Origin of the sequence: Campylobacter massiliensis (assembly GCF_014253065.1) — a bacterium.
Lineage (GTDB): Bacteria > Campylobacterota > Campylobacteria > Campylobacterales > Campylobacteraceae > Campylobacter_A > Campylobacter_A massiliensis.
The window spans coordinates 884400-906116 of record NZ_JACLZK010000001.1; the positions used below are offsets into that span (position 1 = coordinate 884400).

Here is a 21717-nt window from a genome sequence, read left to right on the forward strand (position 1 = left end):
ATCCGTGGGGTCTATTTCTATTTTTACGTTAATATTATTCGTAATGCTTTTACCTATATAGCCGCTATCGTAACTGTAATTAAAAAATTGAGCTACCCTTATCATATATTTTTGTACGGTTACTTCCGACAGCTTGCTATAGTTTTTACCCAGATGCAGTATCTGCTCTAAATTTTTACCCTTATACTTGTTTTTTTTGATTTAGCTTAGTTGGCACTTTAAATAAAATATCGCGAAATTTTAATAAATCATCTCTTGATATAAGAGACACGCTCCTTTCCTCGCCGAAGAATTTAAAGAGCAAATTTTTAACGCTATTTACTAGCTCTAACGTGCTTTTAGACCATTTTTCGTTTTTACTCGTGTTTTGTATGAAGGTATCGAACGCAACGCGCAATATTATATTGTTTTGCGACCAGGTTGGTATTTGGCTAGCAAACGGGACTATCTCGTATTGTTCTACGATATTATTACCTAGAGTTCCCGCGCCAAAAGTTTCTTTGCCTGCGCGTATAGATTGAACGATATTTTGCTTTTTACCGAGCATAATATCTTTTGTCTCTCTTTCATCGGCTTTAGTTTTTACTAGCCCTAGCTGCGTATTTAGTCCGTGTTCTTTTTGGGCAGCTACGACCATAGCGTGAGTAAAAGTATCTATAAGATCTTTAACCCCTTGCCTATTAAGCGGCAATTCGCCGATTTCGTCAAGAACGCCGATATCGTCTTGAAAGCTTCGTAGTTCTTTACTTTCAAATTTACGGCTACTATCTTGCTCGCTTAAAAATTTTAATCTTTTGGCCGTAAGGTTTGCGTTTTTCTCAAGTTTTGCGATTAGATAATTAAGAGAAAGGATATTTTTCTCAAGCAAAGCGTGAGTTACCGCAGCCCTATCCTCATCACCGATCGGGCCGATATCTTTTTCTAAAATTTCCACGCTAGGCTCTAGAAGTTTAGGCATTTGATTATCTTGCAAGGCTTCTTTAAAATGCCTATTTAGAGCATCGGCAAAGTCAACGTCTATCTTTTTATCGTATAAAGAGTGCTCTTTTATACTTTTATTGACCTTTGCCTGCATAAAGCTATCCACGAGAGAGTCGATTATCTTGCCGTCCAACTTCATGTCCACCGCCTTGGTTATTAGATAAATGTATCTATCATAAATTCTAGCAGATTTTTTAGCTTTTAGTATGGAGTTTGTGCTTAGCGTAAAGCAAATTTCTCTTTGAACGCCGAAGATTTTCCTCGTGCTAAGAGGCAGAACGCTTCTATAGTAGTATGTTCCGTTGCGATTTTTAATATGCGTCATAAGGCGGTGTAACAAAAGTGGAACACCTTGCCGATGCCTTAAAGTCAAAAAGACTTAAAACAGCGTAGTATCAGCGCTTTGCAAGGATTTAAAATAATTCCTCATAAGCCGGAGGTCGGGAGTTCAAGTCTCCCCCGTGACACCATAAATGCCCTATTTATCGGTATTTAAACCGCCTCTTTTTCAGTTTCCCTTTCTTTGAATTTTTTCTTAAACTATGGTACGCTTTTGATAAAAAGTGGTACAATGGAAGCATTTTACAAAAAGTAATCCTATAAAATGACCTTAGCGTAGCATATATCCACAAATTTGATCCTCATCCCCACTATTGTCATGCTCTCATCTAGCAAATTTAGACCTGACGTAGCCGTTGGCACTAGCAGCCTTCTACTCTCATCCAAGCTCTAACTTCTTGATTTTTATTACTCCCACTATTTTATAGGCTTATCTAGAATATTTAACGAAAACAAGAAAATGTTTTTACTAAACCCTCCACCTAACCAGCAATCTCCTTTTGTCTTCGACGTTTAAATTTATAAAATCGATACCGAAAAGTTTGGTTAAATTTTCGCCCTTTAAAATTTGATCCGTTGCGCCGAATTCATATCCTAAAGGGCCGTTTAAAAGCAAGGTTTTATCTGTTGCCGCAAGCGCGTGATCGGGATGATGCGAGGTAAAGATCACGCAGGTTTTTTGCTCGCTATTTAGCCTTTTGATTAGGCTTAAAACGGCGTTTTGATGAAATACGTCGAGATAGGAAGTCGGCTCGTCCATGATTAGAATTTTGGGCCGTAGTACTAGCGAGCGAGCTATTAGGACTAGCTGCATCATGCCGCCGCTTAGCTCGTCTACGTTTAAATTTAAATACTCGCTAACGCCTGCTATCCGTGCGGCTTCCTCGGCCATCGCCCTATCCTCTGTGCTCGGCCTTGAAAACATACCGACGTTTGCGTTTACGCCCATTAAAATCAGATCTTTTACCTTAAAGCTAAAAGCGATATTTTCGCTTTGGGGCACGTATCCTACGAGCTTGGCGCGTTCTTTGCCGCTAAGAGAGGCATGATCGCGACCATCGATCAAAATTTGACCGCTTTTTGCTTTTAAGAGTCCTAAAATAATCTTTAAAAACGTAGATTTGCCTATGCCGTTAGGGCCCAAAATCGCAAGCGTTTCGCCGCTTTTTAAATCAAGGCTCAAATTTTGCAAAATTTGCTTACGCTCGTATGAAAAGCTTAAATTTTCTACGCTTAAGACCATCTTTTGCCCTTTTTAACGATGATGACGCCGATCATAGGAGCGCCTATAAGCGCGGTTAGGATACTTAGCGGGATTTCAGCCGAGCTCACGCTTCTAGCCGCAACGTCGGTTAGCATCAAAAATATCCCGCCTAAAATCGCAGAAATCGGAACTAGCTGCGAGTTATCTGAGCCGTAAATCAGCCTCGTAACATGCGGCATCAAAAGCCCGACCCAGCCGATGATACCGGCGATGGCTACGCTTGCGGCCGTTATCAGTGTAGCAAGTACGATAAAGATAAAGCCTAAAAATTTACTCTCGCCCAAAATGCTTGCATGTTCGCCGCCTAGGGATAAAATATTTAGTTTCCAGCCCATTAGGCTCAAAAGCACGAGCCCGCTAACGCAAACGGGAGCAAGCGCCGCTACGTCGCTCCAAGAGATGGCGCTTAGGCTTCCCATCAGCCAATATACGATACTAGGAAGCTTTTCTTGCGTGTCGGCGACGTATTTTACAACCGAGATCAGCGCCTCAAAGATAGCACCCGTGATGATGCCCGCAAGCACCAGCATAAGCTTTGAGTTTTTGTTTGCCAAAACGCCTAGAGCGTAAGCTATCATGACGGCTAAAAAACCGAAAACGAAAGCGCCTATTTGCGTGGCTATGGGACTGCCGAAGGCTAAAATGCAAACTACCGCGCCAAATCCAGCTCCACTGCCTACGCCCAGGATATTCGGGCTTACCAAAGGATTTGCAAACATCGCCTGAAATATCACGCCCGCCGCGCTAAGGCTGGCGCCTATCAAAAACGCCGCTATCAGCCTTGGTAGGCGCAGGTCAAATATCAAAGCGTAAAGCGTCTCTTTGTCGTTTTGATAATAATCAATTAGCCCCTCAAGCGAAATCCTGCCCGCAAGAAGCGAAAAAACGACCGCAAAGGCTAGAAAAAGCGATAAAAACAGATACTTTTTCATTATCTAAAAAGCTCGTAAAATTTACTCTCTCCGTTTAGATCGAAGCGTAAAATTTGAGCCGTCTCATCGTCATTTAGATCGTAGCCATAGAGCAATTTGTAGCTCTTTTTCATCTCGTCTTTTAAATTTATATGAGCCTGCCCCGAAAACAGCACGCTAAACCACGCCCAGCCCAAGTGCGATTCGCCCGTAGGCGGCTCCCACATATCGCCTCCCAGAGGCATTTTATAGACGGCTTTTTGTTTGACGGCTTTTACGTTTTTTAAAATTTTGTCGTTAAAAAAGTCCCGCGGAGTTAGCTCGTCGAAGTTGCTAAGCAAGATAACGTCCGGATTTTGAGCGAGAATTTCTTCTTTATTTAAAATTCTAAATCCCCCAAAATTTGCCGCATTCTGCCCACCGCTTAGCTTTATCTCGTAGTCAAAATACGTCCCACCGCCGGCTGCCTCGTAGCTTTTATCCCTGCCGAATATAAAAAGAACCTTCGGTTTTTTGCTAAGCCCTTTTACGAAATTTTCGATCTCAGCTCTTACCTCGGCTCTGTTTTGTAAAATTTGCTCCGCTCTTTGCTCTTTTTCATAAATTTTACCCAGCATTGCAAACCAAAAAAGAGGATCTTCCTCCGTGCCGCTTAAATTTACCAAAGCTACGTTTAGGCCTACTTTTCGCAGCGGCTCTATGATCTTTTCGCCTCTCATGCCCCACTGCACGACAAGATCGGGAGATAGTTTTAGTAGCTCCTCGATGTTTGGAGTAAAATCCTCTCCGATACCGCCTGCTGGGATACTAGCTGCGCCTTTAATCATTTTTCCCAGCATTCCGCGCTTGATGTTTTTCTTGGCCATCGGATGGACGGAGGCTAGGCGAGATACGTTGTTTTCGACGCTAAGAGAAAATGAAGCTAGCGGCACGGGAAACAGCGCTACGCTCTTAACGGAGCGGTCGAAGCGAAGCTTATTGCCGTTTTGATCGGTAAATTCAAGCGCGCCCAGCGTCGCTGCCAGTAGCAATAAAGCAGGCATGATTTTTCTCAAATTTGATCCTTAAATTTGTAAATTTTAGGGTTTTTGAGCGGGCCGGTTTAAAACCCGCTCGGTAAATTTAAATTTTAAAAGCTAGCCTTAAAGCCTAGTTTGAAATTTCTACCCGGATTTATTAGCGGGTTGCTAGCGCTTCTAGGCTGGCTGATTAGCTCGTAGCTTAGGCTTGGGGCGTATTCTTTGTCAAAGATATTTTCGACGCCGAAATTTAGGCTAAAATCTTTTAAGAATCCTAGTTTGCCCAGACTCTTGCCAAAGTATAGGTTATGTACGAAATATCCCGCTCGCTCGCGCTCTACGCTATCATCTATGCGTGTCTTTCTCGCCGCCCAGTCGCCGCTATACTCTATGTAAGAATTTGCCAAAAACTCCGGCGAATAAGAAACAGCCACGCGTCCGCTAAGCGGAGCGATCTCTGGAAGCGGTTTGCCGGTTTGCTTGTTTTTGCCGCGCGTGTAGGCAAGATTTGTTTTAAACTCCAAATTTGATAAAATTTTATAAGCAAGGTCAAATTCCGCTCCGCTTATCTTGGCTCTATTTACGTTTTGCGACTGATAGTAGGTCACGCCGCCGCTTTGCCAGTTTCGCTCGACGATCAGGTCTTTATAATCTCCCGTGTAAAATATCAAATTTGATCTAAGCGCTTTATCCGTATAGCGAAGTCCAGCCTCGTAGGTAACGCCTTTTTCGATATTTAGATCAGGGTTTGGCAGATACGCCTCGCTGCCTGAAAACGTAAGTATCGGAGCAACCTCGCCGCTCATAGGAGCCCTAAACGAAGTCGAGAAATTTCCTACGAATTCAAGCCCCTGGGCGACGGGATAAATAAGCCCCAGACCGTAGCTAGCTCTGCCGTCTTTTCTATCGTTGGCGTTTTCGTATAAGGCTTTTACGGCGGGGCTCATCGAGCTATCCATATCAAAGGACGTTTTTATGCGGTCGTAGCGTAAATTTGCGCTCAAAATCGCGTCGTTGCTAAATGCGTATTCAAGCAATCCAAAGCCCGCGACGTCAAGCTGTTTGGTTCTTAGCCTGTTGCGTACGCTAGGGCCTTTGTTTACGCTTTGATACACGCTATCCCAGTCCTCGTAATAAAAATCTACGCCGTAGGTTTGGGTTAGGCTGTCGCCTATAAATTTGCCGATAAATTTGCCGCCGTAGACCTTCGGGCCGTTTACGTAGTTATCGACTTGTCTAGGCGACATAGCTCCGATATACGGCCTTATATTTAGGTGTGTATAAAGCTCTCTGTAATACAAGCTAGAATCTAATATAAATTTATCGTTTATGTTGCCTTCGTAGTTTAGCGCTACGTATTTTTCTCTAAGAGGCGCTTCTTTTATGTATTTTTGAAAGCCTTTTTTGTTCGCCGTTCCGGGAGCGCCGACCGCCGTACCGACTACGCCGCGCTCGGACTCCGTATATCTGGTCACGAGCTCAAGTCTGTGAAAATCGGCAAAGCTATATCCGCCTTTAAAATCAAGGCTTCGGTAGTTATACCTTGTATTTGGGATTTTGCCCGCCGGAGTGTCGTAGTCCTTGCCATGTTTGTAGTTTAAGCCCAGCAATGCATCAAACCCGTGTCCGACTACGCCGAGTTGTAAGCGGTTTTGCACACCTTTGTTCGCGCTTTGATACTGGGTGCTTAGATACGTATCCGATAACGCCCAGTCGCCGTGTACGTCTCCGCTAGCTCTTTTGGTGACTAAATTTACTATGCCGCCAAAGGCATCCGTGCCGTAAAGCGTGCTAGCGGGGCCCCTTATTATCTCTATCCTTTCGATTTGATCGGGCGTAAATATCGAATACTCAAACGCCGGCCTACCTCTAAATCTAAGTCCGTCTACGAACATCGGCACGCGGTAATCAGACGAGCTAAAACCTCGCACGTTTACGGTACCCGAGTCCATGCCTTCGTTTACGATTGAAACCCCAGGCGCCTCGCTGATTAGCTCGGGTACGCTTTTGCCAAGCTTTCTTTCTATTGTCTCTTTATCTACTACCGAGACGCTTTTGCTTATCTCGTCTACGCTTTGAGACGATCTTTGCGCCGTGACGGTTACGCCTTCTAGCGATTTTAGCTCTACTTCGTTTTGCGCGGCAGCCAAAACGCCGACCAAAGCAAGGCTAAGCACGATTTTCCTCTGCATTTAAACTCCTTTAAAAATTATTAACGGGCAATTATACAGAAATATATAATGATTTTCAATGATTAAAAATAAGGTTTTAGTAAATAATTTATGTAGCAAAAATTTAAGACGTTTGTAATTCCAGCACGTTTTTATAAAAAATAGTAAAAAATATTATTCCCCCGAAAATATCACGAGCATTAACGAATAAGAATAGTGTCGTTAAGTTTTAAGATCACAAATTTAAAATGCATTTTTTTCAGATTTTAAAAATTAGCCTCTACTCAAGCGATAAAAACGCTCTATATGTAATGGCTAGTATATGATAAGATGATTTATAAATAATTATTTAAGCACTATTGATATATACTCTTGTTTTTATTTTAAAATCAGGGGAGAATAATGAGACTTAGTATTTTTGCTTCAGTCGCTATTTTGGCTACTTTTGCCGTCGCAGAGACAAAGACGGACGGCTACTCGGTGATGCTTCCAAGCGTAGAAGTCGAAGGCATTTCCGAGCAAGATAACCTCAAAGGCTATATAACCTACGATAGCGCGGAAGTAAACAGAAACGGACTTAGCAACAAGCAAACGCCTCAAACCATCGAAACTATCGATATCCAGAAAAATCGCAACTACGGCACGAATGATCTTTCTAGCATCCTAGAAGGAAACGCGGGCATAGACGCAGGCTACGATATGCGCGGCGAGAGTATCAAAATAAGAGGCTTTAGCGTAGACGGCGGAGATATATACAGAGACGGCGTGAGAGACTCAGGTCAGATCAGGCGTAGCACCGCAAACGTCGAGCGCGTCGAGATTTTAAAAGGACCAGCTTCTATCCTATACGGCAGGAGCGACGGCGGAGCGGTTGTAAATTTAGTCAGTAAAAAGGCAAATTTTGCCCCTGTTTATAAGGTCTCGGGTAGATACGGCAGCTGGAGTAGATGGGGGCTTGGCGCAGACGTAAACCACGCGGTAAATAATCAACTAGCCGTACGCCTAACCACCGACGGCGAGCGCGGTAAATCGTGGCGCGAAAGTATAAAATATAAAAATTTTATGATAAGCCCTAGCGTCATCGTAACCAACCAAAGCGGCGACGTAAGCTTCGAGGCGCAGTATACGTACGACAACGCCTGGCGAGTACCCGATAGAACTCCGACCAAGGCCGTCTACGATAAGCTAGGTATCGACTACAAAAAGGGCTTTTCTCACGAGGGCGACTTCGTGGAGGATAGACTGCACTTTTTCCGCACGGAATTAAATGCCGAGCTAGCAAAAGAGCTAAATTTAAAATGGGTTTTCGGATACAGAAAGGCTAGCCAAAATTTCGACCACTATTACGGCGGATCAATCGTTAGCGGGAACAAATTAAGACAAAACTACGCAAAACAAGAGACGGATAACGAAACTATCTCAAACGCTTTTACGCTTACCAAGGAGCTAAATTTCGAGAGATTTAAGCACAACATCGCAGTCGGCTACGATAACAGCGTCGAAACTCGCCATCCAAGGCTCTGGTATAGTAGAACCCATATGCAAGATATCGACCCGTACGCATCTAGGGGCAGCTGGGCGTCAAACAGAAACGTTCCGCTCACGACCGATAACAAACACCGCGCGATCAATCATGGCGTGTTTTTCGAGGATCTCATTAGCCTTGACGACACGTATAGGTTGATGCTCGGCGGTAGGTTTGATTTTTATAAATTTAAGACCAGAAACATAAGAGGCCAAACAAACAGCTACACCGGCGACTCGTTTAGTCCTAGGGTCGGCTTTTTATGGGACTTTGCGACCGATCACACCGCTTATATCTCGTATTCGCAGAGCTTTGCGCCCTACGGCGGTAGAGGCAACATCGGCATCAGCACTGAAGATACGTCAAAACTTGATCTAAAACCGCAAAATAACGTCCAGTACGAAATCGGACTAAAAAGCACTTGGGCGGATAATAAATTTAGCTCAAACATCGCGGTCTTTCAGATCGAACATAAAAATATCCGCTATCAGCCAGACCCTACAAACGACCCATATACTTGGGCGGTTCGCGGCAAAGAGCGCAGCCGTGGTATCGAGCTAAACGTGCTAGGGCAAATTTACGAGAATTTATACCTGCGCAGCTCGCTTGGCTACACGAACGCTAAGGTTACCAAAGATAACTCAAACTCGCTAAACGAAGGGCTTAATCTAAATGAAACCACGCGCTGGCAGGGCAATGTCTTTTTACGCTACGTAAACGCCGACAAATGGTACGTAGAAAGCGGCGTTACCGGCTACTCCAAACGCTACTCCTACTCTACTAGCGGCGGTAGAATTCAAGAACAACACTTGCCGGGCTTTGCTAGAGTGGACGTGAGTGCGGGATACAGCTTCACCGAGCATGCGCAAATGACGCTAGCGATAAACAATCTCTTTGATAAAAAATACTGGCGTTCAAGCTCGAGGCTAGGCGACGAGAGATCGTTTATGGTGAATTTTCACTACAATTTTTAACTAAAACGTAAAAACGATAGGATAACCTATCGTTTTTACTGATTTTAAAACCGCTTCATTCATCGCGCTCCAAAAGTTAAAAACTTAGTGTCAATGACTTGGCTTTGACTGCGGTATGGATAAAATTTCAAATTTAACATATCTTATAAGCTTTAAAAATTGCCTCAAAGCCATCTTATTAAATTGATCATCTCGTCTTTAGCGGCAAATTCTATCTGCATACGATAATTAATATTAAATTTATTCCATATTAGTTATTATTCGCGAAGAAAGATTGATAACTTAAATCAATATTAAGTATTCTAAAGGATTTTATATGATCGTTTCAAAAAATAAAGCTTTTGCGCCTATCGTTTCGCTAGTGTGTGCAATAAATTTACAAGCCGTAGATAATATAAATTTAGAAGAGGTCGTAGTCACTGCTAGCGGTTTTTCGCAAAGTATTAAAAACGCACCCGCCAGCATATCAATCGTAAAAAATGACGACCTGGCAAAAGATAGCTTCACCTCGCTTCACTCTATCGCCTCAAAAGCTCCAGGAGTTAGCGTTATAGGAGGCGAGGACGGACCCGCCAGCGGTATCTCGATCCGCGGCATGGAAGGTTCGCAAACGCTAGTTCTCATAGACGGCAAAAGAGTAAATTCAAGCGCGGCCAATCCAAAAGGCGGCGCCGGCGATATGAACTCAAATTTTATCCCGCCAGTTGAGGCGATAGAACGCATCGAGATCATCAGAGGACCGATGAGCTCGCTTTACGGTAGCGATGCGGTGGGCGGTGTCATAAACATCATCACGAAGAAAAATTTTGATAAATTTAGCGGCTCCGTGAGTATATCGGGTATCGCGCAGGCTCATAGCGGCATCGGCTCGCAGCGCCAAGCGGACTTTTATCTTAACTTTCCGCTTCTTAACAAATACCTCGGTCTTCAGCTCTGGGGCTACAAAAAATTACGCGACGAGGATAGCTATCCGGGCGGCTATCAAGAAAGCGATAAGAAAAACTTTAGCGCCAAACTATGGATCACGCCCGACGAATACAATAAATTTTATCTCCTAGCCTCCCAAGAACGCCACGAATACTCTAGGACCGTCGGCAAGACGGCAACGGTAAGGACAAACAGGCTACTAAATAGCTACGACTACAAAAAAGATAGCTACGGAGTAGGATATCTGGGAAATTTTGAAAATTTAAATGCCGACGTGAGCTACATTTACGATCAGACGAAGCGAACGAGCCTCTTTGATAGCTTAACGCCAGCCGACGTCAAAAACCACGACTTTAACTCCAAATTTAGCACCTTTCTGGATTCGCATACGCTAACTTTCGGCTATGATTTCAGTAAGCAGACGGTTAAAACCACATTTATCGTATCAAATTCAAGTAGAAGCGTGCTGCGAAACCCGAAAGCCTACTCTATGAAAGAGCATGCGGCATTTTTAGAAGACGAGTGGGAGATTTTAGACGACAAGCTTTATTTGACGTTGGGCGGCCGCTTCACGCATAACGAATTTTTCGACGATCATCTCTCGCCGCGTGCGTATCTAGTTTACAATCTAAGCGACAACTGGACGCTAAAAGGCGGCGTAGCGACAGGATATAAGACGCCGAACGTCAATCAGATCTCGCCGGAAGTAGGCACCATACAAGGCGGCTGGAGGATAGTAGACTTCGGTAACGCAGACCTAAAACCCGAAAAGAGCTTAACTTATGAAATCGGCGCTTACTACGATAGCGGTGAGGATTTTAGAGGTTCGGTTACTCTATTTAGAAATGAGTTTAAAGATAAAATCCTAGATACCGACGGCAGCAGCATTAACCGTATTCCGGCATTTGGCTCATGCGCTACGGCTCCGCACGTAAACTGCCCGGGCTGGGGAACTTACTTTAACATCGACGGTGCAGACGTCTGGGGCATCGAGCTTAGCGCAGACTACGACATACTAAAAAATCTAAATTTGCGCGGCAACTACACATACAACAACTCCAAAATCAAAACCGGCGATCCGACGATCAATACCCCAAACGGCCCGGTCAAATTTAGCCAGACCAATCTTAGCCGACTAGACGGCAAATCTCTAACCGCAACGCCCGAGCACGCGGCAAATTTGACGCTTACGTATAAGCCTATCGCAAGCGTTAGCACCTTTGCCGGGGCAAACTACGAGAGCGAGCTAACCAGCGTCAAATTCGGTCCCGGCAATAAAGTAAGCCAAAACGACAAGAAGCTTTTTACCGTCGATTTGGGTGCTAGCTGGGAAGTAAATAAAAATTTAAGCTTAAATTTGACCGCTTATAATATCTTTGATAATATCCGCTACGACGAGGGAATGGCCGATGACGGCAACTACTACTGGTATCCTGAAGAGGGCAGGAGATTTTGGTTTAAGGTAAGCGCGAAGTGGTAAGGATTGTTAAATTATTTTTGGGAGCTTTGATTATGATTGCTGCAGCCAGCGCAAAGCCTACTCAATACATAGAGCCGATAGATGAAAGCGTTTATCGGCTTTTTGATGTAAAATACTCCATAGTAGAAAGCGCGGGCGGAGAAATATATAAAATTTTTCAAGCCGTCCCGAAAAACCGCAACGTTTATCCAAAAGCGATTTTTATGCTCGATGCGAATGCGCAATTTTCCGTATTGCTTAATTTATTTAAAAATTTTACTTCTAGCGGTAGCGTGCCGCTTATCATAGGCGTCGGATACGATACTCCGCTAGCTTACGATACCGCAAGGCGAACAAAGGACTTAACGCCGTTAGCCCAAGGCGACGAATACGAACAAGGCGGCAATGCGGACAAATTTTATAAATTTATAAAAGAGCGGTTAATGCCGTTTGCAGACAAAGAATACGATATAAAAAATAGCGAAAAAATATTTTACGGCCACTCTTTCGGCGGACTATTTTTAGTTTATTCGCTTCTACAAAACGACGGTATATTTGATGAGTTTTTTATAGCTTCTCCGTCTCTTTGGTGGGGAGATTCAAAAGTTATAAAGGACGCCTTAGATAACGACGGCAAACTAAAAATTAGATTAAAGGCGAGTTTTATAAGACTTAGCGTAGGAGAATCAGAAAAAAGGGCGGGCAAAACAGACAAAGAAAATATACTAAAAGCGGCGGATTTAGCTGAAATTCTAAAAAAGTCGGGCGTCAAATACGAATTTAAAATCTACGAATGGCAAGGACACGGCGACGTAATACCGCTAGTGCTAAAAGATATCGTAAAGCATGTAAGCAAATAATTTAAAGACATTGTTAGAGGCGATTCTTTTTTAATATCTAAATTTTATGCCAAAATACCGAACAGAACAACAAAAGCAAATTTTCCCATAAACCCAAATTTACCTTAACCTAATATACAATCTTAAAATCACGGTACTACAAAAAACACCGAAAGCACACAACCTAGCTATATAGCAGCTTAGATTTATACAGTTTAGCTTATCTTAAGCCGTTTATACTCACAGAGGAGACTAATCCGCCCCAAGCGAGGCGGATTAAAGATTATTTTTCGCTAGGCAAATACATCTTCCAGCTACTATCTACTTTCCAGTCTATCGGGTGACAAGACATACAAGTATTTAATTTTTGCGGATGATGCACGGCGTGGCATGACTGGCACTCTAGCATCTCATTATCTCTATTGTGAGTGCCGTTGTGCGGGTTAGACAAGCCATAGTGTGCAGTCTTTTTCCTAATATCATCTATCTTGTGACAGCTGACGCACTGCTCGTTTTTAAAGCCCCTTTGCTTTGCCGGCATCTCAAAATCGCCGGTTACATACATCCTGACTTCATTTAGCTGCTCTGCTATGGTTGGGACGTGGCAGTCATGGCATGTTACATTTGCATCATTATGTTTTTTGGCTAACATATTTCCTTTTGTAAAAGAGTCATACTCGGGCTGCATGTTGTGGCACATGATACAAAACTCAGCTTTGTGGCTAGCTGCCTCTATCTGATGAAACGATATAAAACCCACGATAGCGGCTACTATTAGTCCTATTATCGTATATTTTCTTCTCTTGCTCATGCTATTACTCCTTTTGCGTTTGCCGCAGCCTGATAGCCTGCTAAGCGTCCATAGCATAGACATGTTCCGTGGCTAGTGCCGGCTAAAACCACCGGATAATCGCCCAAAAAGCGTCCGCCCATAACATTACCGCAGGCATAAAGTCCTGAAATTTCGTTATAGTCAGTATCTAGTACATTTGCAGTACTTGGCTCAACAGTAAAGCCTCCCATGACGACCAGGCTCGCACCCACACCCATTTTGCCGGCATAAAACGGCGCGTGGCGAACCGGAAACATCCTTTTGGCTATCTTGCCAAAGTCATCATCATGACCTTTGTCACATAGCTCGTTGTAGCGTTTTATAGTCGCCAAAAACTGCGTTTGCGCTTTTTTGTTATCAGGGTAGAGCTTACTAGCTAGCTCTTCTATAGTGTTTGCTTTTATGACATCAGGCATCTCTTCAAGATCTTTTACTGATATATATGATGTTTTGCCTATCGCCCACTGGCAGTCAGGTGGAAGTTTTGGATTGTCTTCCACGCAGTGGTTTACGCTGCCGTGTGATACGCCCATGAGTCCGACTTGCTCTGGGAATTTAGCGTCAAACACCTGCCAACCAAAGCCCCCCGGCTGGCGAGAGAGCGGCTGGGTTACTTGTTGTCCGCTTAGATCTTCGTTTGTAAAGCGTTCTCCCTTTGCATTTGTTAGTAAAAACGCATCAACGCCAAGCGGTCCGCCAAGAGTGTGAGCGACTGGTGCGTGAGGTCCATCTTCAAGTTTTGCGCCTATCCACGAGCCAAGCTTGTGTCCATCTCCCGTATTTGTCGGATGGTTTTTATAGTCCACATTTGGAAATGGACAGAAGAAATTTGCTACCCACGGCACAAATGTCTTTACCATCTCAGGATCATTCATGTAGTCTCCCGTGGCTAAGATTACTGATTTGGCATTTATCTTTATATATGAGCCGTCAGCCATATTTTGCGCGATAGCTCCTTGCATTTTGCCAGTCGTTTTGTCGCGAAGCAGCTTTTGCGCGCGAGTTTTAAATATATACTTTGCGCCTTGCTTTATAGACTTTTCATAAACTAGCTCCATCATCGGCTCTTGACTAGGCAAAAACGTCATAACGGTTGGATAGCTTGGGCTATTTTCTTTATTTGGATCGTATCCGGCTGGGAGCGGATAGTGCATGAGCATCAAATTTATCTTACTTCTATCAAGCTGCGTATCGGTCTCTTTCATAAAATGCACCGCAGGAGCAAGCTCTATCATCCAGTCAAAGTCCTCGCCGCTGTGATCCGCCCAGTAGTTCCATACGCGCTGATCGGCGCGGTATCCCATCTGTTTTAAATGCTCGTTGATAGCCGCATGCTTGTCGTACTTGATGCCAAGCTCCCTTTGAAATTTATTTCCTAGAGTGCCGTACTGGCCGCTTCTAACCTGAAAGCGACCGGCTTTTTCTAGGACGATAACTCTAGCGCCTTTTTCAGTAGCGGCGCGAGCAGCGTGGAGTCCCGAAACGCCAGCACCGATGATAAGAACATCGGTTTCAAGCGTCTCTTTGATATCGCTATCTGGAATTTGCGGCTCAGCGCCCAGCCATTTTGGCACTTCAGGGGCTTTTGCAACTTCCTTTTTTGGATGGATGAGGTGATTGTTCGGGTTATCACAGCCTGTTAGTAGCGCAGATCCAGCCACAACCGAGCCAAGCGTGAGCGCTCCGCTACGTTTTAAAAACGAGCGGCGTGATAGTTTATTGTTTTCTACCATTTTATACTCCTTGCTTCAAATTTTATTTTAATATATCAAAGTCGTAAGACGCTCTTAGCCAAAGCTCTTCGTCTCTTGTCTTGCCGTTAGAGTCGCCATTGGTATATTTTAGCTTTCTATCCATAGTTTCGTAGATAGCAGATAGTTTTAGACCTTTTACCGCAGGGACTTTGTAGGTTACTTGCACGTCCCAGCCCTCTACGTCTATCCTGGTTCCAGGCGCTTGACCATGAAGGCCGCCTGACCTGACGTTGCTACCGTTGCGCTGCTTGCCATACCAGTAGTCAGCGTCCACTCTAAGACCGTCGATGCCTGCATTGCTAAAGTCGTAGCCTGCGCTAAATTTATGTAAATTCATACCAGCAAAATTCATAAATAAAAACGGACCATAGATCGGAGTGGCCGTAAATGAGCCAACATCGTTGCCTACGCCTTGAAGCGCCATTTGATTTTTGCTAACGGTTGAGTATGCATATCTAAAATCAGCGCCGTAAGCGTTATAAAGCCCTATCATGCCTGCGTAGTAGTCGCCGTTAAAGTCGAAATTCTCTTTTAAAGTACCGTTTGTTCTTGAGCCTTTATACATAAAGTCTATGCCGACTACCGCGTTTTCAAAAAGCGTAGGCGTTTTGTAGCCGGCTGCCGCAAAGTAAAAATTTATATCGCCTTTTGAGTTAGCCGCATCGTCATATTCAAGACCAGATACGTTTGCATAACCGGCCGTGAGCGAGACGCCGGGAAGGCCGCTATATGTTACAAACGAGTTAAAGATGTTGTCAAATTTATAAGCGTAAGGTCCAAAGCCGCCGATGATAACTCTATCTTTAAATCTCGGCGCGCCGTGATCGCCGCCCGTTACGGCGCTTGATCTGCCGGCAAATTTCCAAAAGTCGGCTAAGCCGATAACGGTATCGATGCTATCAAGCTTTATCCTAGCGCTCACACCTTCAAATGCCTCTTTATATCCAACATCTGTGTTTGTAGCGACAAGTGGTGGTACAAGCCCCGTATATTTTGAGTTGTAGTACTGACGGCCGAGTTTAAAGTCTATGTAGTCATTTTCATATCCTAAGTAGGCTTCTGAAAGCGCTATGCCTTCGCTATTCCAGTCGTATGCAAAATAATCTTTCGCGGCCTTTGACGGACCGAAATTTACCAAACCCTGAGCCGTAAGACCAAGCCTAAAGCCATAGTAAGAGCCGGTCAAAAATCTAAGCTCGGCACCTAGGCCGCCGATATGCTCACGAATTCTATTTGTTCTGCTAGCCGGCGGGAAGTACTCGGTCGAGTCCATATCGTAGTATGAAAATACTGTCGCGCCCATCGTGCTTGTTTGCAAAGCCTCTGCCAAGCTCTCGCTAGCGCAAGCGCTAGACGCCATAGCCATAAGCGCAGCCAAACTAAGAGCAAATTTACTCTTGTCCATCGTTAAAAAATATGTTTTCACTATAACCTCCTTTAATTTTATTTTTAAGCATCTTTTACAAGAAAACCGTAAGCCGGTCTTGTTTAATAATGCCGCCTTTTTGAACCTGCTTTGTCGCGTTATCGTTACTACCGCATAAGATCGAAGCCGCTCCACGTAAATTTATATTTTGTCGTTTTTGCGGCATCTTCTTTTGGTCTTGTTGGCAAAATCATAACATGTAGGCCTATCAAAAACGGTAAGATTTTGGTAACATTAACTAAAAAATATTTTTTAGTTTTAAATTTTAAATTTGATATAATTGCTACTATGATAGAAATTTTGCTCATAGAAGACGATCTTGAACTAGCCGAGCTTTTAAAATTTGCATTATCAAAAAGCGAGATTGGCGTAACCATAGCCACAAACCCGCTTGAAGGACTTAAAATTCTAGACGCAAAAAATACTTTCGACGCATTGGTGCTTGATCTTGGCTTGCCAGATATGGACGGTCTTGAAGTGTGCAAGCACGTAAGACACAGCTATCCATCTCTACCTATCATCATATCATCGGCTCGCAGCGAAACGCTAGATAAGATAAAGGGATTTGAGCTTGGGGCGGATGACTATATGGCAAAGCCGTACGAGCCTATAGAGCTTGCATTTAGGCTAAGAGCGATTTCGCCGAGGGATACAAACTAGCAACGACTCCAAAACCTTTTGCGTCGATAAACAAAGGCGTATCGTCATAAAAAACAAAGAGGAGATAGCGCTAACGAAAGCGGAATTTGACATCTTTATCTACCTTTATGAAAAAGAGGGGATGGTTATACCAAGAGAGGATATTTTGATAAATTTGGGCCAGGCGAAATTTCAAAGCGGACTAAAAAGCATAGATGTGGCCATAGGGCGCCTACGCCAGAAAATAGGAGACGATCCTAAAAATCCGCGATTCATTCACCCCGTGCGCGGTATAGGGTATAAATTTATCAATGCGTAATATATCCATAATCAAACTAATATCGTTTTTCTTTTTTGCCGCATTAGTTGTCGTAAATTTAGCATTCTTCATCGAATCAAAAAGACAGGTAAGAGACGCGGAGTACCTTACTTATGAGCGCTTTATGCTGGGTATGCGTATACGAGGACAAGTAGAAGGTAACGCAGCTAAGCAGCTAGCGCAAATCGGCCTTAAAAATAGCGAGCTTGATCCTATTAAGATCAGGCAAGGGGGCGAGAAAATTTTTAGCGACTCGTATACCGACATGATAAGGTATAACAAAAAGTTTTATTTTGTACCTAGATTTTCTTCTATAGATCCTAAAATGTTTTCGCGCATTATGGATGCGGCAGGGCTTAATATATCAAGTGAAAATGACATCGCGAAAAACGATGTGCCTTTAGAAAATTTAGAAGAAATTTCTTCGCATAACATTTGGATACTTTGGCTTATAGTAAATATCGTAATGGCTGCATTTTTCATAGTCGTCTTAAAAAAATTGCTGAGACTCAGAAATTTAAAAAATATGATAAGAAGAGCGGGAGAAGAAGATAAATTTAGGCTAATAAAAGTAGAGGCAAACGACGAAATAGGCCAAATCGCTAGCGAATTTAACACGACTATGCAAAAAATAGATGCGATAAAGCAGGCTAGAGCGCTGTTTTTACGTAACATCTTGCACGAATTTCGCAACCCGATAATGAAGGGGCGGATCATGGCGGATATGATAGCCGAAATCTTACAAGACGATAAATTTAAAAGTAGATTAAAACAAATTTTTATAAGGCTTGAAATGATACTGGGCGAGGTTGTCAAGGTCGAAAAACTAGTATCTAATCAATGGGAGCTTAAAAAGAACAAGCACCGAGTCATAGACATCGTCGATCACTCGGTAGATATGCTTTTACTAAAAGACACGAGCCGCATAGAAGTGCTAGCAGACGGGGAAATAAGCGCGGTTGAGGCTGATTTTGAACTTTATGCGACCGGAGTTAAAAATTTGATCGATAACGCCTTAAAATACTCTAGCGGCAAAGTCCTTGTAAATATAAATAAAAACGCCGTCTGTATAAGCAGCATGGGAGACGAGCTCGAACCGGAAAGGCTTGATTTTGAAAGAGCTTTTAACAGAAAGGTAGAGACGTCAAATTCAGGACTAGGCCTTGGGCTTTATATAGCAAATCAATTTTTTTAAAAAACACGGTCATGCCCTAAAATACGAACACGAAGACGGTAAAAATATTTTTATGATTTGTTTCGCCTAATTCCTAAATAAATTAGGGAAGTATTTGTAAATTTGCATAATCAACAAAAAATAGTAAAATTCCAAAAACAGACAATGATAAATTAGAATTTCAAAGGGACAAATTTGAAGATAAGCGGGCAAATAAAAAATACCGATAGTTCAAACTATCCAAATTTTAATACAAAATTTGCGAGGGATTATGATAAAGAGCCGATAATCATCAAAGATTACAATCCCGAATTTGCCTTCATAGCTTCCATGGTATCTGTGCCGTTGATAATTTTAATGTTAATTTATTTCCCGACTAGCAAAGAGAAAATCATAAAGGCTCTTTTTTGCACCCCACTTTTGATTTCGCCTATCGTATTTGGGTATTGGTTTAATGACAGACTCATCCGCTTTAAGAATGACAAAATCGAATATCTCATAAACTCAAAACTCAAACGCAGCATAAAAATCGGCCAAATCTCAGACATAAAATGAACTGCTGACAGCAGATACGAGTATTTCCAGCGCACGCCGCTGATTTGCGCGGCACTGGTCTTTGTTTATTTGATTTTAGGCTGCTTGGTGGAAGGGACGGCGAGGTTTGCCCTGGCACTGGGATTTATCTTTTTATGCATTCTTATTTTGTATTTTGCGGCGAGAATTTTATTTCAAATTCTCGGTAAAAGAGGAAAGTATAGGCATTTTGAAAATATCGTAGTTTACGGCGAGTCTGCTAAAAATTTCATAAATATACTGCCAAAAACCGACTCGCAAAGGAGTGAACTAAAAGCTTATTTTCTTAGAAAACTAGGCAGAAATATCAATGAATTAGGCATAGATTTTTATATTTTTCGATAAAAATAGAGCATTCGGGCAAATTTACCCGCGCCTACCTACACTCCAGCTTCGTTATCGTTTGGGTATTTGCGAAGTACGACGGGTACGGCATCGAAACGCTAAAATTTCGTATTTGTTTAGGCGCGATATTTTTAGCGACGCTAGCGGTGATCTCCGCGACGTTTGAGCGCTCGTCGCCGCGCGAAAAGAGCGATAATCCGCTAGGCTTAAAGATGGAGCCCGCGATCGTCTCCTTGCTCACGGGGTTGTTGATGAGTTTGACGGTCAGATCGCAGTTTGCGATGCTAAACTCGCCCGTATTTCGCAGCGAGCCCTTAAACACGATGGTTTCGTTTCTTAGCACGCGGTGGCCGGAAAATTCCATGAGCACGGCCTTTTTGGTGTATTTATCCACGATCATCATGAAAAAATATCCGAGCATCAGTGTAGATACGACGTTTATCGCGACATAAATTTTAAAAAATTTCGGGTTTTTTTCGCCGCGCGATATCAGCGCAAAAAGCATTGATAGTAGCGCCAAAACCGCAATCGCGATGAAGTGAAATATATTAAAATACCCTTCCATCAAAAGCACTCCGAGCTCGTCGTGACGTTGTAGTCCTGCGCGCGAAAGTTATTTACCGCGTGCGTGATCTCGCGCGTTGCATTTACGTCTAACGCGTCTTTTAGCACGATATTTTCTCTCAAAAACGGCTTTAGCTCGTTTGCGTATCGGCGCAGCGTATTGCCCGAGTTTTTATAAAAGCTAAGGCCGATTTTGCAGTAGTTAAACGGCTTTTTCGAGAGATTTGTTAGGCGCAGATCCACAAGCAGCGTGTTTGAGTACTCAAGCTGCTTGGTCAAGACTAGCTCGAGCGAGCGGGTTCGCAGATTTTCGTCTAAAAGCTTAGGCATAAAATACGCCCCGCATCCAAGTCCCGCGATAGTGACGATCATCAGCGCAAAGCCTGCAAAATAGGACTTTGACGCGATATAAACGCAAAGCGAAACGAGCGCTAAAAAGGTCAAAAACATCCAGATATAGGCGGCAAAATCCACCCAGCTAAGGTGCGTCAGATAGAAATTTAAGCCCTGTTTTAGTTCGTTTATCATCTTGCCTCTTTGCTTTGTTTGCCTTGCGGCGAGCCAAATTTGAAGTCCGCCTGCATAAAGCGTGCCAAATTTGACCGACCTAGCCTTTTCGCGAGTTTTTTTCCTCGATACCGCTTAGTCCGAAACGGCGCGCGAGCTCGGCTTTGATGCGGTCAGGATGAATGCCGTGCAGCGCCAACGCCACTAGCGAGTGAAAACATAGATCCGCCGCCTCGTAGACAATCTCCTCGGTCGGCGTTTTTGGCTTTTGGTTTTGAGGCGTCTCGGTTTGGCTGTTTTGGTTTGCGGCGTTTTCGTTTGAAATTTTAGCAAAATTTTCGTTTTGGGTTAAATTTGACGAAATTTGACCGCCGTTTGCGGCAGAGCTAAACTGCGCAATTTCATTTTTGCGCGCCGAGGCATCCTTGCATGCCATCACTAGCTCCGTAGCCTCCTCGCCGACTTTTTTTAGGATCGCGTTTTCGCCCTTTTTAAACAGGCTAGCGACGTATGAAGTCTGCGGATCGGCGTTTAGCTTGCGGTCTAATATCGCGTGATAAACATCGTCGATTATGCCGTAGATCGGCCTTTTGGCTTGGTTCAAATTTTGCTCTTGCGTCAAATTTTGCCCGTCGGCGCTGATTAAATTTGACTCGCCGCCGTCCCCCGAAATCTTTCTAAAAAAGCACGATTTTGCGCCGGTGTGGCACGCTACGCCGCCGTTTTGAACGACTTTGAGCAGTATCGTGTCGTTGTCGCAGTCAAGGAAAATCTCGTCTATAGCCTGCGTATTTCCGCTCTCCTCGCCCTTTTTCCAGATGCGGTTTTTCGTGCGCGAAAAATAGTGCGCAAAGCCCGTTTTTAGGCTCAAATTTAGCGCCTCTTCATTCATATAAGCAAGCATTAAAACCTCGCCGCTCGAGCTTTCTTGCACGACGGCTGGCAAAAGGCCGCCCACTTTTTCCCAATCTATTTTCATTTTATTTCCTTTTCGGCCGCGGATTTGGCTTGGCGTGCAAGCAAATTTTAGCTATACGAGGGATTTTACCGCCAATCGTCTTAAATTTAGCGAATTTTTTTATTTTACTCGCCGAGACCCGCAACTTTATGGTGCTAAATTTATTTTTCAAATTTGTCGCATCATTAAAAACTATTTTACTTCTTTGTTAAGTGGA

Annotated in this window: 20 protein-coding genes; 8 read left to right on the top strand and 12 right to left on the bottom strand. The window is 43.5% G+C overall.

Features of this window, described 5'->3' with window-relative positions; translation table 11 throughout:
* Positions 1 to 181 precede the first annotated feature (181 nt).
* The 6 genes from H7R39_RS11255 to H7R39_RS04165 form a co-directional block, all read right to left on the bottom strand.
* Positions 182 to 1306, bottom strand: coding sequence for a DUF6538 domain-containing protein (locus H7R39_RS11255; RefSeq protein ID WP_228724723.1), 1125 nt, complete (start codon positions 1304 to 1306; stop codon positions 182 to 184).
* Positions 1307 to 1578: 272 nt separating this feature from the next.
* The gene (locus H7R39_RS11445; protein ID WP_267454720.1) at positions 1579 to 1707 is read right to left on the bottom strand and encodes a hypothetical protein; all 129 of its coding nucleotides are present in this window, start codon (positions 1705 to 1707) and stop codon (positions 1579 to 1581) included.
* A gap of 82 nt (positions 1708 to 1789) precedes the next feature.
* Positions 1790 to 2563 (bottom strand): ABC transporter ATP-binding protein, encoded by a 774-nt coding sequence (locus tag H7R39_RS04150; protein ID WP_185898077.1) that lies wholly within the window; start codon positions 2561 to 2563, stop codon positions 1790 to 1792.
* The gene (locus tag H7R39_RS04155) at positions 2554 to 3516 is read right to left on the bottom strand and encodes a FecCD family ABC transporter permease (RefSeq protein ID WP_185898078.1); all 963 of its coding nucleotides are present in this window, start codon (positions 3514 to 3516) and stop codon (positions 2554 to 2556) included. Before H7R39_RS04155 ends, H7R39_RS04150 begins: the two co-directional genes overlap by 10 nt.
* Positions 3516 to 4550 (bottom strand): ABC transporter substrate-binding protein, encoded by a 1035-nt coding sequence (locus H7R39_RS04160; protein WP_185898079.1) that lies wholly within the window; start codon positions 4548 to 4550, stop codon positions 3516 to 3518. The genes H7R39_RS04155 and H7R39_RS04160 overlap by 1 nt, the downstream gene beginning before the upstream one ends.
* A gap of 74 nt (positions 4551 to 4624) precedes the next feature.
* Entirely contained in the window at positions 4625 to 6706 is a 2082-nt protein-coding gene (locus H7R39_RS04165) for a TonB-dependent receptor (protein WP_185898080.1), read from the bottom strand.
* A 381-nt stretch (positions 6707 to 7087) separates the two neighbouring features.
* Between H7R39_RS04165 and H7R39_RS04170 the strand changes: the two genes are divergently transcribed.
* The 3 genes from H7R39_RS04170 to H7R39_RS04180 all read left to right on the top strand — a co-directional run bounded on the left by H7R39_RS04170 (position 7088) and on the right by H7R39_RS04180 (position 12430).
* Positions 7088 to 9184, top strand: coding sequence for a TonB-dependent receptor (locus H7R39_RS04170; RefSeq protein ID WP_185898081.1), 2097 nt, complete (start codon positions 7088 to 7090; stop codon positions 9182 to 9184).
* A 316-nt stretch (positions 9185 to 9500) separates the two neighbouring features.
* Positions 9501 to 11591, top strand: coding sequence for a TonB-dependent receptor domain-containing protein (locus tag H7R39_RS04175; protein ID WP_185898082.1), 2091 nt, complete (start codon positions 9501 to 9503; stop codon positions 11589 to 11591).
* A 32-nt stretch (positions 11592 to 11623) separates the two neighbouring features.
* On the top strand, positions 11624 to 12430 hold the full coding sequence (locus H7R39_RS04180) for an alpha/beta hydrolase (protein ID WP_221892066.1): 807 nt from the start codon (positions 11624 to 11626) through the stop codon (positions 12428 to 12430).
* Positions 12431 to 12692: 262 nt separating this feature from the next.
* Here the strand turns inward: H7R39_RS04180 and H7R39_RS04185 are convergent, their stop codons facing one another.
* The 3 genes from H7R39_RS04185 to H7R39_RS04195 are packed head-to-tail and all read right to left on the bottom strand — an operon-like array spanning position 12693 to position 16421.
* On the bottom strand, positions 12693 to 13220 hold the full coding sequence (locus H7R39_RS04185; RefSeq protein WP_169766227.1) for a cytochrome c3 family protein: 528 nt from the start codon (positions 13218 to 13220) through the stop codon (positions 12693 to 12695).
* Complete coding sequence (locus H7R39_RS04190; protein WP_185898084.1) at positions 13217 to 14974, bottom strand: FAD-dependent oxidoreductase; 1758 nt, start codon at positions 14972 to 14974, stop codon at positions 13217 to 13219. Before H7R39_RS04190 ends, H7R39_RS04185 begins: the two co-directional genes overlap by 4 nt.
* A gap of 22 nt (positions 14975 to 14996) precedes the next feature.
* The gene (locus H7R39_RS04195) at positions 14997 to 16421 is read right to left on the bottom strand and encodes a metalloid reductase RarA (RefSeq protein ID WP_185898085.1); all 1425 of its coding nucleotides are present in this window, start codon (positions 16419 to 16421) and stop codon (positions 14997 to 14999) included.
* 225 nt (positions 16422 to 16646) lie between these two features.
* Between H7R39_RS04195 and H7R39_RS11260 the strand changes: the two genes are divergently transcribed.
* The 5 genes from H7R39_RS11260 (at position 16647) to H7R39_RS04215 (ending at position 19471) form a co-directional block, all read left to right on the top strand.
* A complete protein-coding gene (locus H7R39_RS11260) occupies positions 16647 to 17081 on the top strand; it encodes a response regulator transcription factor (protein ID WP_228724724.1) in 435 nt (144 codons plus the stop codon).
* A 97-nt stretch (positions 17082 to 17178) separates the two neighbouring features.
* On the top strand, positions 17179 to 17379 hold the full coding sequence (locus tag H7R39_RS11265) for a winged helix-turn-helix domain-containing protein (protein ID WP_323874599.1): 201 nt from the start codon (positions 17179 to 17181) through the stop codon (positions 17377 to 17379).
* Positions 17372 to 18574, top strand: a complete 1203-nt coding sequence (locus H7R39_RS04205; protein WP_228724725.1) for an ArsS family sensor histidine kinase — start codon at positions 17372 to 17374, stop codon at positions 18572 to 18574. The genes H7R39_RS11265 and H7R39_RS04205 overlap by 8 nt, the downstream gene beginning before the upstream one ends.
* A gap of 174 nt (positions 18575 to 18748) precedes the next feature.
* Positions 18749 to 19108 (top strand): hypothetical protein, encoded by a 360-nt coding sequence (locus H7R39_RS04210; RefSeq protein WP_185898086.1) that lies wholly within the window; start codon positions 18749 to 18751, stop codon positions 19106 to 19108.
* Between the two features lie 87 nt (positions 19109 to 19195).
* On the top strand, positions 19196 to 19471 hold the full coding sequence (locus tag H7R39_RS04215; protein WP_185898087.1) for a hypothetical protein: 276 nt from the start codon (positions 19196 to 19198) through the stop codon (positions 19469 to 19471).
* Positions 19472 to 19502: 31 nt separating this feature from the next.
* Here H7R39_RS04215 and H7R39_RS04220 read toward each other — a convergent pair whose 3' ends face one another.
* From H7R39_RS04220 to hisIE, 3 genes are all read right to left on the bottom strand, one after another.
* On the bottom strand, positions 19503 to 20036 hold the full coding sequence (locus H7R39_RS04220; RefSeq protein ID WP_185898088.1) for a DUF2393 family protein: 534 nt from the start codon (positions 20034 to 20036) through the stop codon (positions 19503 to 19505).
* Positions 20036 to 20563 carry a DUF2393 family protein gene (locus tag H7R39_RS04225; protein ID WP_185898089.1) on the bottom strand — a complete coding sequence of 176 codons (528 nt, stop codon included), beginning with the start codon at positions 20561 to 20563 and terminating at the stop codon, positions 20036 to 20038. Before H7R39_RS04225 ends, H7R39_RS04220 begins: the two co-directional genes overlap by 1 nt.
* Positions 20564 to 20642: 79 nt before the next feature.
* Positions 20643 to 21521 (bottom strand): bifunctional phosphoribosyl-AMP cyclohydrolase/phosphoribosyl-ATP diphosphatase HisIE, encoded by an 879-nt coding sequence (gene hisIE, locus H7R39_RS04230; RefSeq protein WP_185898090.1) that lies wholly within the window; start codon positions 21519 to 21521, stop codon positions 20643 to 20645.
* Between the last annotated feature and the right edge of the window lie 196 nt (positions 21522 to 21717).